At 65.7% G+C, this 15,891-nt stretch carries 14 protein-coding genes; 8 read left to right on the top strand and 6 right to left on the bottom strand.

The annotated features are described in order from the left end of the window. Nucleotides 1-137: 137 nt before the first annotated feature. The 6 genes from CXQ90_RS17980 (at nucleotide 138) to CXQ90_RS22485 (ending at nucleotide 6,359) form a co-directional block, all read left to right on the top strand. Nucleotides 138-1,946, top strand: a complete 1,809-nt coding sequence (locus CXQ90_RS17980; RefSeq protein ID WP_104140721.1) for a CTP synthase — start codon at nucleotides 138-140, stop codon at nucleotides 1,944-1,946. A 27-nt stretch (nucleotides 1,947-1,973) separates the two neighbouring features. Then, nucleotides 1,974-2,636 carry an NUDIX hydrolase gene (locus CXQ90_RS17975; RefSeq protein ID WP_104140720.1) on the top strand — a complete coding sequence of 221 codons (663 nt, stop codon included), beginning with the start codon at nucleotides 1,974-1,976 and terminating at the stop codon, nucleotides 2,634-2,636. Beyond that, nucleotides 2,636-3,688, top strand: coding sequence for a site-specific tyrosine recombinase XerD (xerD, locus tag CXQ90_RS17970; RefSeq protein ID WP_258064585.1), 1,053 nt, complete (start codon nucleotides 2,636-2,638; stop codon nucleotides 3,686-3,688). Before CXQ90_RS17975 ends, xerD begins: the two co-directional genes overlap by 1 nt. Before the next feature lie 94 nt (nucleotides 3,689-3,782). Next, entirely contained in the window at nucleotides 3,783-4,274 is a 492-nt protein-coding gene (locus CXQ90_RS17965) for an 8-oxo-dGTP diphosphatase (RefSeq protein WP_104140719.1), read from the top strand. Nucleotides 4,275-4,348: 74 nt separating this feature from the next. Further along, nucleotides 4,349-4,858, top strand: a complete 510-nt coding sequence (locus CXQ90_RS17960) for an RNA polymerase sigma factor (RefSeq protein ID WP_104140718.1) — start codon at nucleotides 4,349-4,351, stop codon at nucleotides 4,856-4,858. A 1-nt stretch (nucleotide 4,859) separates the two neighbouring features. Continuing rightward, entirely contained in the window at nucleotides 4,860-6,359 is a 1,500-nt protein-coding gene (locus tag CXQ90_RS22485) for a hypothetical protein (protein WP_181038618.1), read from the top strand. A gap of 77 nt (nucleotides 6,360-6,436) precedes the next feature. Here the strand turns inward: CXQ90_RS22485 and CXQ90_RS17950 are convergent, their stop codons facing one another. The 6 genes from CXQ90_RS17950 to CXQ90_RS17925 form a co-directional block, all read right to left on the bottom strand. Beyond that, complete coding sequence (locus CXQ90_RS17950) at nucleotides 6,437-7,576, bottom strand: bifunctional 2-methylcitrate synthase/citrate synthase (protein WP_104140717.1); 1,140 nt, start codon at nucleotides 7,574-7,576, stop codon at nucleotides 6,437-6,439. A gap of 68 nt (nucleotides 7,577-7,644) precedes the next feature. After that, on the bottom strand, nucleotides 7,645-8,550 hold the full coding sequence (prpB, locus tag CXQ90_RS17945; protein ID WP_104140716.1) for a methylisocitrate lyase: 906 nt from the start codon (nucleotides 8,548-8,550) through the stop codon (nucleotides 7,645-7,647). Then, nucleotides 8,551-10,071, bottom strand: a complete 1,521-nt coding sequence (locus CXQ90_RS17940) for an MmgE/PrpD family protein (protein WP_104140715.1) — start codon at nucleotides 10,069-10,071, stop codon at nucleotides 8,551-8,553. It abuts the gene before it with no gap. A gap of 12 nt (nucleotides 10,072-10,083) precedes the next feature. Further along, nucleotides 10,084-10,725, bottom strand: a complete 642-nt coding sequence (locus CXQ90_RS17935; protein ID WP_104140714.1) for a GntR family transcriptional regulator — start codon at nucleotides 10,723-10,725, stop codon at nucleotides 10,084-10,086. Nucleotides 10,726-10,877: 152 nt separating this feature from the next. Next, nucleotides 10,878-11,591, bottom strand: coding sequence for a response regulator (locus CXQ90_RS17930; RefSeq protein WP_104140713.1), 714 nt, complete (start codon nucleotides 11,589-11,591; stop codon nucleotides 10,878-10,880). Continuing rightward, nucleotides 11,588-13,234: an ATP-binding protein gene (locus tag CXQ90_RS17925; RefSeq protein WP_104140712.1), complete on the bottom strand. Its 1,647-nt coding sequence runs from the start codon at nucleotides 13,232-13,234 to the stop codon at nucleotides 11,588-11,590. Before CXQ90_RS17925 ends, CXQ90_RS17930 begins: the two co-directional genes overlap by 4 nt. Before the next feature lie 139 nt (nucleotides 13,235-13,373). Here CXQ90_RS17925 and CXQ90_RS17920 point away from each other — a divergent pair, with 139 nt between their 5' ends. After that, entirely contained in the window at nucleotides 13,374-14,723 is a 1,350-nt protein-coding gene (locus CXQ90_RS17920; RefSeq protein WP_104140711.1) for a cation:dicarboxylase symporter family transporter, read from the top strand. Nucleotides 14,724-14,986: 263 nt separating this feature from the next. Further along, nucleotides 14,987-15,886: a ParA family protein gene (locus tag CXQ90_RS17915; protein WP_104140710.1), complete on the top strand. Its 900-nt coding sequence runs from the start codon at nucleotides 14,987-14,989 to the stop codon at nucleotides 15,884-15,886. Nucleotides 15,887-15,891 lie beyond the last annotated feature (5 nt).

The raw sequence follows: 15,891 nt of genomic DNA, 5'->3' as shown, positions 1-15,891 counted from the left end.
GGGGCGGGGCGATGTGTGCCCGCTGATTCCCGACCGAACCGCCTGCCTGATCCGTGCCCGCCCTTGCCCACGGCGTGCGGACACGGGAGACTGAAGCGTTTGGGGATGCGTTATCCGACCCGTGGAAGGCTCAATTGATGATAGGCTCGAATTCCGTGGTGCAGCGATCAAATTCCCGTGTAAATTCCCGGTTCCCGGGCTCGTCCAAGACGACCAAACACATCTTCGTCACCGGCGGTGTGGCGTCCTCGCTAGGCAAGGGACTGACGGCTTCGAGCCTCGGCCACCTGCTGCGGGCACGCGGTTTGTCTGTAACTATGCAGAAGCTCGATCCCTATCTGAACGTGGATCCGGGCACGATGAACCCCTTCCAGCACGGCGAGGTCTTCGTCACAGACGACGGCGCCGAGACCGACCTCGACATCGGACACTACGAGCGCTTCCTCGACGAGAACCTCGAGGGCTCGGCCAACGTGACCACCGGCCAGGTCTACTCCACGGTGATTGCCAAGGAACGCCGCGGCGAATACCTCGGCGACACCGTCCAGGTCATCCCGCACATCACCGATGAGATCAAGCGCCGCATGCGGCTTCCCGCCGAGGGCAAGAACGCGCCGGACGTCATCATCACCGAGATCGGCGGCACGGTGGGCGACATCGAGTCGCAGCCTTTCCTTGAGTCCGCCCGCCAGGTCCGCCAGGACGTCGGCCGCGGCAACGTCTTCTTCCTCCACGTTTCGCTCGTCCCGTACATCGGTCCCTCGCAGGAGCTGAAGACCAAGCCGACGCAGCACTCCGTGGCAGCACTCCGCTCCATCGGCATCCAGCCCGAGGCGATCGTCATCCGTTCGGACCGCGAAGTTCCCGACGCCATGCGCGAGAAGATCGGCCGCATGTGCGACGTCGACATCGACGCCGTGGTGAACGCCGCCGATGCCCCCAGCATCTACGACATCCCCAAGACGCTGCATGGCCAGGGCCTGGACTCCTACATCGTCCGTGCTTTGGACCTGCCGTTCAAGGACGTCGACTGGACGAGCTGGGACAAGCTGCTCGAAGCCGTCCACAACCCCAAGCATGAGGTTGAGATCGCGCTCGTGGGCAAGTACATCGACCTTCCGGACGCGTACCTCTCCGTGACCGAGGCCCTGCGCGCCGGCGGCTTCGCCAACAACGCCAAGGTCAGGATCCGCTGGGTCCCCTCGGATGAGTGCGAGACGCATGAAGGCGCCGTCAGGTCGCTGGAGGGCGTTGACGCCATCTGCGTGCCGGGCGGTTTCGGCATCCGCGGGCTGGAAGGCAAGCTGGGCGCGCTGAAGTTCGCCCGCGAATCCCGGCTGCCGGTGCTGGGCCTGTGCCTGGGCCTGCAGTGCATGGTCATTGAGTACGCCCGCAACGTGGTGGGCCTCGAAGGAGCTTCCTCCAGCGAGTTCGAGCCGGACTCCAAGTATCCGGTGATCGCCACGATGGAAGAGCAGCTGGACATCGTTGAAGGCAGGGGCGACCTCGGCGGCACCATGCGCCTGGGCCTCTACGAAGCGAAGCTCGATGAAGGTTCCGTCATTGCCGAAACCTACGGCACCACCACGGTCAGCGAACGCCACCGCCACCGCTACGAGGTCAACAACAAGTACCGCGAGCAGATTGCCGCCCAGGGCCTGGTGTTCTCCGGAACATCGCCCGACGGCAAGCTCGTGGAATACGTGGAGCTGCCGCGCGAGGTGCACCCGTACTACGTGGCAACGCAGGCCCACCCGGAGCTGAGCTCACGGCCCACCAGGCCGCACCCGCTGTTCGCCGGACTGGTCAAGGCTGCCCTGGATCACCAGAGCGGCGGCGCCGACAACGGCACCCTGCCCAACGGAACAACGGCGCCCGGCGACGCGGCAACTGCGGACGCGGACGCCGCTGACGGCAACCCTGCCCGCACGGTCACCGCAAAGTAAATAGAGCCACAACGTAAGGACGGCGCGATGCCCGGTAATTCTGAAAATGCTCCTGCTGCCCGGCAGGTTTCGGATGCGCCGAGCCCGCGCCGTCTGTTGTCTACGGAAAAGGTCTACGAGGGACGGATCTGGGACGTCGTCAGTGACAGCTTTAAACTCACTGACGACGGCGATGCCCTGGTCCGCGACTACATCGCCCACCCGGGTGCCGTCGCCGTGCTGCCCATGAATGACGCCGGCGAGGTGCTGTTGATCAAGCAGTACCGGCATCCGGTGGGAATGGACCTCTGGGAGATCCCGGCCGGCCTACTGGACGTCGAGGGGGAAGACTTCGTCGCAGGCGCCGCGCGGGAACTCGCCGAGGAAGCCGACCTTGTGGCGGGCACCTGGAATGTCCTGGTGGATTTCTTCAATTCGCCCGGGTCCTCCAGCGAGGCGATCCGCATCTACCTGGCCCGCGGGATCACCGAGGTGCCGCATCACGAGCTCCACGTGCGCACGGACGAGGAAGCGGAAATCGAACTGCACTGGATTCCGCTCGAGGACGCCGTCGCGGCCGTCCTGGACGGCCGCCTGCACAACCCGTCCGCCGTCGTCGGGATCCTCGCTGCCGCGGCGGCGATGGCCGACGACTTCGGAAACCTCCGCCCGGCTGACGCGCCCTGGCCCGCCCATCCAAGCCAGCGCTGATGACCGCGGGCACGGCAGCAACAGAAAGGCCTCCGGCCGGCACCTCCGGGGAACCAGTGCAGGAAGGACCCGCGCCCCAGCAGGAAGGGCCCCGGCAACCGGCGCCCCCGCGCCCCCGAACGGCCATCGACCGTGCCGTGACCGACTACCTCCAGCACATGGGCGTCGAGCGCGGACTGGCCGCCAACACGCTCGCGGCTTACCGCCGTGACCTAGCCCGCTACTCGAATTACCTCGCCGCCGCGGGCCTCAGCCGCCCGGGCGATGTGACCCGCCACCACGTGACGGGCTTCGCGCAGGCGCTGTCCGACGGCTCCGACGGCGGGACGCCCCTGGGCGTGCGGTCCGCGGCCCGGACGGTGGTCGCCGTCCGCGGGCTGCACAAGTTCTGGGCGCTGGAAGGCACCACGACGGCGGATCCCGCCAGCGATGTCCACCCGCCCATGCCCGGGAAAAGGCTGCCCAAGGCCATCACCGTTGACGAGGTCACCAGGATCCTGGAAGCGGCCGGCACGGACACCGCCACCGGCCTGCGGGACCGGGCACTGCTCGAATTCCTCTACTCCACCGGGGCCCGCATCAGCGAAGCCGTGGGGCTCGACGTGGACGACATCTCGCTGCAGCCCGCCGAGCACGGGCCCGCCATTGTGCGCCTGTTCGGCAAGGGCTCCAAGGAGCGGCTCGTTCCGCTGGGTTCGTACGGGGCCCGGGCGCTGGACGCCTACCTGGTCCGCGGCCGCCCCCTGCTGGCAGCCAAGGGCAAGGGCACGCCGGCGCTTTTCCTTAACGCCCGGGGAGGCCGCATCAGCAGGCAGAGCGCTTGGACCATCCTGAAGGCCGCAGCGGACAAGGCCAACATCACCAAGGATGTTTCCCCCCACACCCTGCGCCACTCCTTCGCCACCCATCTGCTCGAGGGCGGGGCGGACGTGCGCGTGGTCCAGGAACTCCTCGGCCACGCGTCCGTGACCACCACGCAGGTCTACACCCTGGTGACCGCAGACACGCTGCGCGAAATCTACGCCGCCGCCCACCCGCGGGCGCTGGGCTAGCCCTCCGGCAATCGCCGATCCCGATGGGCCCCGTGCCTACCCACACCGCTGCGGTTTGCGCCGCGACGGCACTTCCGCGGCTAGGCTGGTCTGCATGACTTCTGCGCCCGTCACCCTGTGCTTCCTCCTCCGGGCGCGCCCGGATGACGGGACCGAAGTTCTGCTGGGCCTGAAAAAGACCGGATTCGGAATTGGGAAGATCGTCGGCCTGGGCGGGCACGTGGAAGCGGGGGAGACGGACGCCGAGGCCGCCTGCCGTGAGGTCTTTGAAGAAGCCGGCGTGGTGGTTCACGAGGAGGACCTGCTCGACGTCGGAACGGTCGAGTTTGTTTTTCCGGCCCGGCCCGATTGGAACATGTCCACCCGCTTGTTCACCGCGCGCCGATGGAGCGGCGACCCCGTGGAGAGTGCCGAAATTATTCCGGAATGGTTCCTGGTTTCCGCGCTTCCCCTGGAGCGCATGTGGCAGGATGCAGAGCACTGGCTCCCTGTGGCACTCCGGGGCGAAGTGGTCGATGCCGTCATCACCCTGAACGAGGACAACGAGACCGTGGCGTCCGCTGAATATTCTTCGCGCGGTGTGTAACCGCTCCGTAGATGGCGGAAACTAAACGGTTAGCCTGCCTCGTCAGGACACTTCTTCTTACGTTTGGGGGATGCGTGGAATCGGAACGCGAGCTGGCGTTCATCGCCGTTCACAGGGACAGCTATCCGCGGGTTTACAAGTTTGTGCGGCGGCGGGTGGAATCGGCGGAGCTTGCCGAAGAGCTCGCCGCGGACGTGTTCCGCGTTGTGTGGCAGAAATGGGGTGATGAGCCCAGAACGGACATCGCGTGGCTATTGACGGTGGCCCGCAACCTGATCGGAAATGCCTACCGTAGCCGTGACAGGCTCCTGGCGCTCCAGGCAAAACTCCGGGCATCCGCTGAGCTCTGCTCCGGCGCGGAGTCCGAGGACCTGGTGGTCCACGACGCGCTGGCCGCCCTGCGCGACAGTGAGCGTGACATCCTCCAAATGGCCTATTGGGACGAGCTGAGCACGGCTGAGATCGCCGGCGTTCTGGGGTGCGGCGAATCCGCTGCAAAGGTCCGCCTGCACCGTGCCAGGGCCGCTTTCCGTAAGCAAATGCCAGTGACCGCCGGGTTGGTCCCACAGAAGATGGGTGCATGAGATGGATCCGATCAAAAGCCTGATTTCCGGGTCAGACCCGCTCCGCCACGATCCCGCCGCGGTGCCCGACGCTGAGGTGGCTGTGCGCAGGGTGCTCAACGACGCTCCGATGTTCAGCGACAGCCTGTCGGCTAATGTTTTGCGGTTCGAGGACCGGAAAAGGCGCCGGGCGCGCATGGCCGGCGTGCTGACCTTGGCGGCAGTGGCTGTGACCGCCGGTGTGCTCGTGGCGACGAACCTCGGACCGCTGGTATCGGCTCCTGAACCTGCGCGCACGGTTGTGCCGTCGCCGGTTGAATCCACCGTGCCGGCCACACCAACTCCGACAGTTACGCCGTCCGCGACACGGGCTGCGACAGCAACGCCTACGCCGACACCGACACCAACCCCTCCTGCCGCCGCACTTACGTGGACCACCTTCACGGACGCCACCGGCCAGGCGACCTTCGAACACCCGCTGGGATGGACTATGTCCGAGGCGCCTAAAACAATCGAGGGGGCTCCCTATAACGTCGTCGAACTGAAGGATGCCGCGGGCAAGGCCAAGGCCACCCTGCGGTTGCTGTACGACTCGGCGGGTGGTCCGGCGTGCCCGGACCCGAAGCCATACCGGACCCTCGATTCAGTGGTCGTTGACATTCCGCAGCGAGTCGCGAAGCGTTCGGGCCAAGGTCCCTCCGCTTTTGTCTTCCGTATCATCGAGGGGGACAAGGTCTATGGCTCCCTGGCACTTGCTGACGAGGACCTCGCTCCGGCGCCCACGACGTGTGGTTTGCACAACGGCATCATTGGCCCGGAGAACGTTCCGATCCCTCAGTTTGGCGACACCGAATGGCTCATGGCAGACGGAAAGGACGCACCGCTCACGTTCGACTCCGTTGCCGAGGCGAAGGCGTACATGGGGACGCAGGAGTATCAGGACATGAAGCGCATGCTGATTTCCCTGTCCTTGACGCCGACCTTCACCCGCTTCTCATTCGACGGGGGCAAGTCCTCCTTCAATCTGCCGCTTGGCTGGACGGCCAGGAACGTTGCGGCCGGGAACGCTGACTTCCCTGCTACCGGCGTGGATGTCTTCGATGAATCCAACAAGCGGGTGGCCAGCCTCCTCATCGGTGGTGCCGGGGGCTTAGGCGGTGCCTGTACCGAGAAGTATCCGGTGACAGAACTGGACACGGGCCCGAGCTCGTTGAATGAACAGTGGGCTATGTCTGCCCAGGTCCGCTTCTCCTACCGCGTCCTGGACCGTACCGCTGCAGGCCAGGGTCTGAGCTACCAGGTGGGACTGGTGGACAAGGACAGCGGCACCCTGCAGGACAGCTGCCTGATGTACACGGTGGTTTCAGGTGAGCCGCGGGGCATGCTGACCTTCGCAGACAACGCTGTCCAGGACGCCGCCGAACCACGGTTTGCCAGCATGGCAGAGGCCCGGGCCTACCTGGAGACGCCTGAGTACAAGAAGCTGAAGGCCATGATCCAAAGCCTGCAGATCACCTCCTGAGCCCCAACGAACAACGCCGGGCGGGTCACCCCTGAAAGGTGACCGGCCCGGCGTCGTGCGTTCTGCGGAAGTGGAAGCTACGGAACGTGCCGTTCCTCCGCGCCGTTGTAGGCGCTCAGCGGACGGATCAGCGAGTTCGAGTCCAGCTGCTCCATGAAGTGGGCGGTCCAGCCGGTGATCCGGCTCGCGACGAACAGCGGCGTGAACATGAGCGTGTCGAAACCCATCAGGTGGTAGGTGGGGCCCGCTGGGTAGTCCAGGTTCGGCTTGATTCCCTTGGCCTCGTCCATGGCTGTCTCGAGCCCGTTGTACAGTCCGAGCAGTTCCGGGCGGCCGTAGTGCGCAATCATCTTGTCCAGGGCGGCCTTCATGGTGGGCACCCGGGAGTCACCGTGCTTGTAGACCCGGTGCCCGAAGCCCATCACCTTTTTCTTCTGTTCCAGGGCGTGTTCCATCCAGGCTTTGGCGCGGGTGGCTGCCTCTTCGAGCGATTCTTCGGGACGGATGCCGATCTCGTCGAAGGTGTGCATGACGGCTTCGTTGGCGCCGCCGTGCAGCGGTCCCTTGAGCGCACCGATGGCGCCGGTGACGGCCGAATGAAGATCGGACAGAGTGGACATGATCACGCGTCCGGCGAACGTGGAGGCGTTGAACGAGTGCTCCGCGTACAGGATCATCGAGACGTTGAAAGCGTCCACCACCTCGGGAACAGACTCCTCCCCGAACGCCATCCACAGGAAGTTGGCGGAGTAACCCAAGTCATCCCGGGGCTCCACCAGGTCCTGGCCGCGCCGGCGTCGCTGGTCGTAGGCAACCACCGCGGGCATGGCCGCGAACAGGTCCACGGCCTTGGCCATGTTGGCTTCCCTGGACGAATCCTCGGAGAGCTCATGCCGTGCGCCCATCACGGACGCCGCCGTCCGGCAGACATCCATGGGGTGTGCCGTGGTAGGGATGGCGTCAACCACCTGCTTGACCACCGGATCCAGGCGCCGGCCGGCCCGCTCGCGGGCTGTGAAGGCCGCCAGTTCCTCGGCGTTGGGGAGCTCGCCGTTCCACAGCAGGAAGGCGACCTCCTCGAAGCTGCACCGTGCTGCCAGTTCCTGGACGGGGTAGCCGCGGTACAGCAGTGAGTTGGTGTCGGGATTGACCTTGGAGACGGCGGTGTAGTCCACCACGACGCCGGCGAGGCCCTTCTTGATCTCTTCTTCAGCCATGCTGAACTCCTTCGTTCCTTGCGTCTGTACACCGGCCGCCGCGGCCGGTGATCGGGGGTGGAATGCGGTCAGTGGGTTCCGGGGACCCGGAAGTTGAAGACGCCGGTGTCAAAGCGGTTGTAAGCCTCGTAATCGACGAGGTCATACAGCCGCGCGCGCGTCAGCATACTTCCTACCTGTGCCTCCTGCGTTCCGTCAGCCTTGATCGATTCCAGCGTACGCTCCGCAGCGCCCATGGCACTACGGAGCAGGGTCACCGGATATATCACCATGTTCACGCCCACGCCCTGCAGCTGGTCCACGGTGAACAGCTCGCTCTTGCCGAACTCGGTCATGTTGGCCAGGATCGGCACGTCAACCGCGTCCCGGATGGCCTGGAATTCGCCGAGGTCCTTCATGGCTTCCGGGAAGATCGCGTCAGCGCCGGCATCCACCAGGGCCTTAGCCCGTTCCTGCGCTGCCTCCAGCCCGTCCACCGCACGGATGTCGGTGCGGGCCATGATTAGGAAGTTAGGATCGCGGCGCGCGTCGGCGGCGGCCCGGATGCGTTTCGTGGCGGTGTCCAGGTCCACCACGTTCTTGCCGTCCAGGTGGCCGCAGCGCTTCGGGTTGAACTGGTCCTCGATGTGGCAGCCGGCCAGACCCGCATTCTCGAGTTCCTGGACGCTCCGGGCCACGTTCATCGGCTCGCCGAAGCCGGTGTCGGCATCCACGATGGACGGCAGGTCGGTCATGCGCGCGATCTGCCCGGCGCGGGTGGCCACCTCGGTGAGGGTGGTCAGCCCGATGTCCGGCAGGCCGAGGTCGTTAGCCAGGACGGCGCCGGAAATGTAGACGCCGGCGAAGCCCTTTTCCTCGATCAGCCTGGCCGAGAGTGGGTTGAAGGCACCCGGGAACTGTTGGATGGTCCCGGACGTGAGCAGCTCACGGAAGCGGATGCGTTTCTGTTCCGGGGTGGTCTTGGAATACAGCATTTAGAACAGCCCCTTGGGCGCGGCGGCGAAGTCGATGACGCCTGGTGCGGCGCTGATGTTCAGCTGGTCAAGCTCGCCGGCCGCCAGCTGCGGAAGCCGGGCAGCGGCGTCGAGGAACCGTTCGATTTCCGCGTCCTCCACCAATCCGGCTGCGAGCGTGCGGAACTTGTTCACGTACTGCTCGCGGGCGAACGGCCGGGCGCCCAGCGGGTGGGCGTCGGCGACGGCGATCTCGTCGGTGACGACGGTGCCGTCGGCCAGCGTGATCTCCACGGAGCCGCCGAAGGCTTTCTCGGAGATGTCCAGGGAGTGATAGCGGCGGGTCCATTCGGGATCTTCCACCGTGGAAACCTTCTGCCACAGCTCCACGGTGGCCGGGCGGCTGGCGCGTTCGGGGGAGTAGGAGTCCACATGGTGCCAGGAGCCGTCCTGCAGGGCCACGGTGAAGATGTACGGGATGGAGTGGTCCAGGGTTTCGCGGCTGGCGGTGGGGCTGTACTTCTGCGGATCGTTCGCGCCGGAGCCGATCACGTAGTGCGTGTGGTGGCTCGTCCTGATCAGCACGGACTGCACGTTCGCCGGGTCTGTGGCTTCCGGGTGTTCCTTGTGGAGTTTCCGGGCGAGGTCGATCCAGGCCTGGGCCTGGTACTCGGCGGAGTGTTCCTTGGTGTAGGTGTCCAGGATGGCGCGCTTGGCCTCGCCCGCTTCAGGCAGCGGAACCGTGTAGGACGCGTCCGGGCCGTCGAGCATCCACGCGATCACGCCGTCTTCGCCCTCGTAGATCGGCACGGGGGACGTCTGGCCGCGCATGGACCTATCAACCGCCTCAACGGCCATCTTGCCGGCGAACGCGGGGGCGTGGGCCTTCCAGGTGGAGATCTCGCCCTTGCGGGACTGACGGGTTGCCGTGGTGGTGTGCAGGGCCTGGCCTACCGACTGGAAGATCGTTTCGACGTCGAGCCCCAGCAGTGTGCCGATGCCGGCCGCGGCGGACGGGCCGAGGTGCGCGACATGGTCAATCTTGTGCTTGTGCAGGCAGATCGCCTTCACCAGGTTGACCTGGATCTCATAGCCGGTGGCGATGCCCCGGATGAGGTCCTGGCCGGAGGAGCCCACGTGCTGCGCCACAGCGAGGATGGGCGGGACGTTGTCGCCGGGGTGGGAGTAGTCGGCAGCCAGGAAAGTGTCGTGGTAGTCCAGCTCGCGGACCGCCACTCCGTTGGCCCATGCGGCCCATTCGGGGGAAACGCGCTCGCCGATGCCGAACACCTTCGAGCCCTTGCCGTTGGTCGAGGGGCCATGGGTGAGCGCCTGTGCACGCGCGGCGATGATCGGGGCGCGGTTCAGCGAGGCAATCGCTACGGAGGCGTTGTCGATGATGCGGTTGATCACCATGTCGGTGACGTCGTCCGAGACCGCCACGGAATCGGCAGCCACCACGGCAATCTTGTGGGCGAGCTGGTCCTCGCGGGGGAGGTTTTCTTCGCTTTTGTATACGCGGACGTGGTGTTCCTTGACCATGGGGGCTCCTTCTTAGTGAGGTGTATGGGTGGCTTTTACGTGGGAAAGGCTGCGGTGCAGGTGCACAGTGGTGGCGGCCTGGGCCAGCCGCGGGTTGCCGGCCGCTATCGCCTCGGCGATGGCGGCGTGTTCGGCAGCGGCCGCCGTGAGCCGCGCGTGATCGTCGGCGGCCAGCCTGCGCACCCGGACCAGGTGCACCCGCAGGCTCCGCATCGCCTGCGCCAGGTAAGAGTTGGCGATGGCGGCATCGATCGCCGAATCAAGCCGGCCCACGAGCTCGTAGTACTGGTGGCGGGCCGGGTCCGAGGCATTGATGAGTGCCGGGGCTTGGAGCAGTTCGCCCTGCAGCTGCAGGAAGACGGCGGAATCACCGCGTTCGGCTGCCAGCGAGGCAGCCTTTCCTTCGAGCGTTTCGCGGAGCTCGAAGAGTTCGTCGATGTCATCCAGCGAGATGTCGGTGACGACGACGCCGCGGCCGCCCGCCGTCGTCGTGAGTCCTTCGGCGGTGAGCCTGCTCAAGGCCTCGCGGAGGGGCGTCCGGGAAATGCCCAGCCGCTCGGACTGCTCCACTTCGGCCAGGACGGTCCCGGGGCGGAGGCGCCATTCGATGATGTCGTCGCGCAGTGCCGCATACGCTCTGTCGCTGGCGCGCATCCCGCCTCCCTCCGTTGGTGACCGTCATCAGTGTATACATAGGTGGCCTCCTAAGCCTAGCTTTTGCAGAAAAGCAACAGAGAATGGCCAAGTTTGTATACACAGGCCGGAGGCGCTGCGTGGGATCTGCTGGTTGAGTCTGTCCGAAAACCTCAGGCCCTGGCCCAGCGGTATTCGTTTTCCGGGCGTCCCGGCGCGCCGTACCGGGCGGTCCTGGAGACCGTGCCGGCGTCGGCCAGATACTCCAGGTAGCGCCGGGCCGTCACGCGGGACATGCCGAGCGCCGTCATGACTTCGGTGGCCGAGACCGCCCCCGGCTGCTTTCGGATGAAGTCGCGGACGGCGCCGAGTGTCGAGGGCGCCAGGCCCTTCGGAAGGGGCAGCTCAGACGGCGCCCTGAGGCTGGCAAATGCCTGGTCGACGTCGCTCTGCGAGGCGCCGGCTTTCGCCGAGCCCGCTTCCGGGGTGGCAAGCTGCTCGCGGAACTGACGGTAGCTGTCCAGCTTGTCCGCGAACGTGGCAAACGTAAATGGCTTGATGAGGTACTGCACGACGCCGATCGACACGGCGTTGCGGACGATGGCCAGCTCCCGGACCGCCGTGATGGCGATGATGTCGGCAAAGTGGCCGGAGGAGCGCATCCGGCGTGCAATATCGAGTCCGTGCAGGTCCGGGAGGTTCATGTCGAGGAGCACCAGTTCCACGGGGCTGCCGGCGGCAGCGAATTCCGTGAGCATCCGCAGTGCAGACTGTCCGTCGGGAGCGGTGCCGGCCAGAGTGAAGCCCTCCAGCCTGCCCACATAGGCGGCATGGGCCGCCGACGCAATCGGCTCGTCCTCGACGACGAGGACTCGGATGTCTGTCACGCTTGTTCCTCCGGGAGGCTGTGGGGATCCGGCGCGGGCAGCGCGATGTGGAAACGTGCACCGCCGGTGCCGCCGGAGTTGGTGATGGTCATCGTACCGGCCAGACGCTGAACGGCCTGCTTCACGAGCGCCAGCCCCAGGCCGCGGCCGAAGGGGCCGGCCTCCTTGGTGCTGAAGCCGTACCGGAAGATGTGGTCGACGGCATCCGGTTCAATGCCCTTTCCGGAATCCTGCACGGTGACTTCCAGCCCGCCGCCGTCCGCATCCACCTGCAGCTCCACTCGCCTCGGCGTGGGGGCGTCGGCCGCGGCGTCGATGGCGTTGTCCAACAGGTTGCCAAGGATGGTGACGAGGTCCTGGACGGCGAGGCCTGCCGCGACTGCTGCGCCGGATGCCTTCACGGTAAGTTCCACACCGCGTTCGTGGGCCTCGGCGGCCTTGCCCATGATGAGCGCGCTGAGCACGGGCTCCTGCACTGAGCTCACCATGTCATCTGTCAGCTGCTGGCTCAGCTCGAGATCTTGGGTGGCGAATTCAAGCGCATCTCCGGTGCGGCCGAGCTCCAGGAGCGAAACCATGGTGTGGAGCCGGTTCGCGTGTTCGTGGGTCTGGGCCCGCAGCGCGTCCGATAGCGTCCGCATGGTCTCGAGCTCGCTTCCCAGGGACTCGATTTCGGTGCGGTCCCGGATCGTGGCTACTGTTCCGAACACCGCTGGTTGGCGCCCGGCGGGGGAGTCCGGACCTACCGCCGGGCCTTGGTTCACCACCAGGACGCCGGAGTCAGTCAGGTGGATCTCGTCGTGGGCCGTGCGGCCCGATTCGAAGAGGTTCTTCAGGCTGGGCGCCAGCGGAAAGTCGGCCAGGAACGGGGCCTGCGCCGGATCATCGCCGGAGTCCCGCGGCTCCAGCCCCAGCAGCTCGGCCGCCTGGTCGTTGTACATCACCACGCGCCCCTTGGGGTCGATCAGGATGACGCCTTCGCGGACGGAGTGGAGCACGGATTCGTAGTAGGCAAAGAGCTGGGCGAGCTGCTCTGGCCCCCAGCCGCGGGTTACCCGGCGGAGATATCGCCCCAGCAACCAGGATGTCAGCGATCCGCCCACCAGCAGGGCCCCCGCGATGGCCAGCAGGGCCGGGATTCTGCCGGCCACCGCAACGTCGATGTTCCTGACGGTAACTCCGGCCGCCACCAGGGCCTTTACCGAGCCGTCCGCGTCCTTGACCGGAGCGATCGTGCGTACCGAGGGGCCCAGGGTGCCGGCCGTGATCTCGGTGAACACGCGACCCTCGAGGGCATCGGAAATCGAGCCAATGTACGGCTGGCCGAGCTCCTCGTCCCGCGGGTGCGTCCACCGAGTCCGGTCCGGCGCCATGATGGTGATGAAGTCGGCGTCAGCGTCGTCCATCACTTTGAGCGCATAGGGCTGGAGCCGGGCGGACGGATCAGGTGACGCCGAGGCCTGGAGCACCAGGGGGTTGTCGGCAACGGAGATGGCCAGGGCCGCCATCCGGCGTCCCGTTTCGTCGTACGTGCGGTCCCGGGCGTCCACGAAGGCGGCGGTCCCCACGATTGCGGTGAGCGTCAGCACGAACAGCAGGTTGGCCACGAACAGCCGACTGGCAATGCTCCAACGGTGGATCACAACACCTCCTATGACCAATATGAACGCAACGGTGAGCCAAGTCACTTGGTGGCTAATGATGGAAATCACAAAGGACCGACGCGAAGAGCCCAGAGACTGTGCCGAAGCGTCTTCCAGATTATCCATAAGGAGACACATCATGGCTTCTCAACGAGGAGAGTCGGCTGCACCGGCCAAGACCGGGCGCAAGGGACTGGACAAGTCCCACTACCTGTACATTGCCGTCATCGCCGCCGTCATCCTGGGCGCAGTGGTGGGGCTGCTGTTCCCGGAGGTCGGCAAATCGCTGAAGCCGCTGGGGGACGGGTTCATCAAGCTCATCAAGATGATGATCGCCCCGATCATCTTCTGCACCATCGTTTTGGGCATCGGCTCCATCGCCAAGGCCGCCACGGTCGGCAAAGTCGGCGGGCTCGCCCTCGGCTACTTCGTTCTCATGTCGACGTTCGCACTGGCCATTGGACTTGTCGTCGGCAACCTGATCCACCCGGGCGAAGGCCTGAAGCTGGCGCCGTACGATCCCAACAAGAAGGCTGAAACCGACAGCACCGTAGCTTTCCTCCTTGGCATCATCCCGGGCGACATTCCGGTCCTGCCCACGCTCTTCGCCGCCATCCTCGTGGGCTTCGCCCTGCAGAAGATGGGCGCCCAGGGCGCCCCTGTCCTCAAGGCCATCGGACACGGCCAGGCTGTGGTGTTCCGCATCCTCATCATGATCATGTGGCTGGCTCCGGTCGGTGCCTTCGGCGCCATCGCCGCGGTTGTCGGCGCCACGGGCTTCCAGGCCATCGTGAGCATGTTCACCCTGATGGCCGCCTTCTACGTCACCTGTGCACTGTTCATCGTCGTGATCCTCGGCGGCCTCCTGCAGGCGGTGGCCGGCGTGAACATCTTCAAGCTGATGAAGTACCTGGCACGCGAATACCTCCTGATCTTCTCCACCTCATCTTCCGAGGCCGCACTGCCCCGCCTGATCGCCAAGCTCGAGCACCTGGGTGTCTCCAAACCGGTCGTCGGTGTCACCGTTCCCACCGGTTACTCCTTCAACCTTGACGGCACTGCCATCTACCTGACGATGGCCTCCCTGTTCGTGGCCAACGCCATGGGAACCCCGCTGGACCTCGGTGCCCAGGTCTCCCTGCTGATCTTCATGATCATCGCCTCCAAGGGCGCTGCCGGCGTCACCGGCGCAGGCCTGGCAACACTGGCCGCCGGCCTGCAAGCCCACAAGCCCGAACTCCTGGGCGGCGTCGGCATGATCGTCGGCATCGACCGCTTCATGTCCGAAGCCCGGGCCCTGACCAACTTCACCGGAAACGCCGTGGCCACGGTTCTGATCGGAACCTGGGTCAAGGAGATCGACAACCAGCAGGTTGGCCGCGTCCTGTCCGGCGAGGAGCCCTTCGACGAGCAGACCATGATCGCAGGCCACCACGAGGTCTCCGAGGTCCGCGAAGCACCGGCGCAGCCCGTTCCGGCCCACGCCTAAAGCCCCGAATACCAAAGGCGCTCCGGCGCCGGCCAACCGTCCGCACAGGCCCAGCCTGTGCGGGCGGTTCTGCGCAGGCGGAACAGCAACCTTCGACCTCAGGTAAAAGGTCAAGGCTCAAACGCCGTCAAAAGTCAAGTTCCACGGAATGCCGTGTCGGGCGCTGTAACCTTGGGTGGAAGCAGCATGGGCGCTAGGCAACTAGCGGCCCGGGCGTTCAGCGGCACAGAACAATCACCGTCATCGAAAGTGTGGATAGATACGTGAGCAGCGAACAGGGTTCAGCAACTCTGGAAGGCACGGAACTCGACTTGGAAGACGCCGTGATGGGTCCCACAGGACGTCCCCACCGCGAATTTCCGGAGCCCGCGCCGCTGTCCTCCCATGGACCGGCGCGCGTGATCGCCATGGTCAACCAGAAGGGCGGCGTGGGTAAGACCACGTCCACCATCAATCTCGCGGCAGCGCTGGCAGAATATGGCCGCCGCGTGCTCCTGGTGGACTTCGACCCCCAGGGTGCATTGTCCGCCGGGTTGGGCGTCAACCCCCACGAGCTGGACCTGACGGTATACAACGTCCTCATGGACCGCAAGGTGGACATCCGCGACGCCATCCACCAGACCGGCGTGGAAAACGTTGACCTACTGCCGGCCAACATCGACCTTTCTGCTGCCGAGGTCCAGCTGGTCAACGAGGTTGCCCGCGAACAGGTGCTGGACCGGGCGCTGAAAAAGGTCGAAGACGATTACGACGTCGTCCTCATCGACTGCCAGCCGTCCCTCGGACTGCTCACCGTCAACGCCCTGACAGCCGCCCACGGCGTCATCATCCCGCTGATCTGCGAATTCTTCGCGCTGCGGGCCGTGGCCCTCCTGGTCGAGACCATCGACAAAGTGCAGGACCGCCTCAACCCGCGGCTGCAGGTGGACGGCGTGCTCGCCACCATGTACGACGCCCGCACCCTCCACAGCCGTGAGGTCATCACTCGCCTGGTGGAGGCATTCGGCGACAAAGTCTTCGAGACCGTCATCAAGCGGTCCATCAAATTCGCAGATGCCACCGTGGCAGCCGAGCCCATCACCAGCTACGCCGGCAACCACATCGGCGCCGATGCCTACCGCCGCCTCGCCAAGGAACTCATCTCGCGCGGCGGCGCGCCCTAGCCTGG

This window comes from Arthrobacter sp. ZGTC131 (assembly GCF_002929275.1).
Lineage (GTDB): Bacteria > Actinomycetota > Actinomycetes > Actinomycetales > Micrococcaceae > Arthrobacter.
Note: the sequence above shows the minus strand (reverse complement) of the source record. Positions and strands in the feature narration are given on the sequence as shown.